Source organism: Streptomyces beihaiensis, assembly GCF_026274175.1.
Lineage (GTDB): Bacteria > Actinomycetota > Actinomycetes > Streptomycetales > Streptomycetaceae > Streptomyces > Streptomyces beihaiensis.
In genome coordinates, this window is sequence record NZ_JAPHNL010000239.1 from 1 (window position 1) to 483 (window position 483).

Below are 483 nucleotides of genomic sequence, written 5' to 3' on the forward strand. Positions count from 1 at the left end.
CCGCGCTGGGTGACGCGCGTACCGAACAGGTCGCTGCGGATGACCTGGACGGCCACGATCACGAACAGCCACAGAACGGCCAGGAAACCCAGCCGCATGACCGTCAGGGTCAGCTCTGACATTGCCCCCGCTTCACCCTTCGGCTTGCCGGTAAACGATGGTGGTGGAGCCCACGACGATCCGCGAGCCGTCGCGGAGCGTAGCGCGGGTGGTGTGCTGTCCGTCCACCACGATCCCGTTGGTGGACCCCAGATCCTGGATCGTCGAGGGCGTTCCGGTCCGGATCTCGCAGTGCCGGCGGGAGACGCCCGGGTCGTCGATCCGCACGTCCGCCTCGGTGGACCGGCCGAGCACCATGGTGGGCCGGGAGATCTGGTGGCGTGTGCCGTTGATCTCGATCCAGTGCCTCGTACGGGCGGTGGGCTGCGGGCCCGCGCCGTGCTGGTGCCCGGCGGGGGCGTGGGCCGGGCGGCCGGGCGGCGG

At 71.0% G+C, this 483-nt stretch carries 1 protein-coding gene and 1 pseudogene; both read right to left on the reverse strand.

Annotation, left to right across the window (positions count from 1 at the left end; all coding sequences use genetic code 11):
- Nucleotides 1–122 (reverse strand): annotated as a pseudogene (locus OFY01_RS18655) (FHA domain-containing protein); the annotation flags it as partial.
- A gap of 10 nt (nt 123–132) precedes the next feature.
- On the reverse strand, nt 133–483 hold a 351-nt coding region (locus OFY01_RS18660), incomplete at its 5' end, for an FHA domain-containing protein (RefSeq protein ID WP_266601342.1).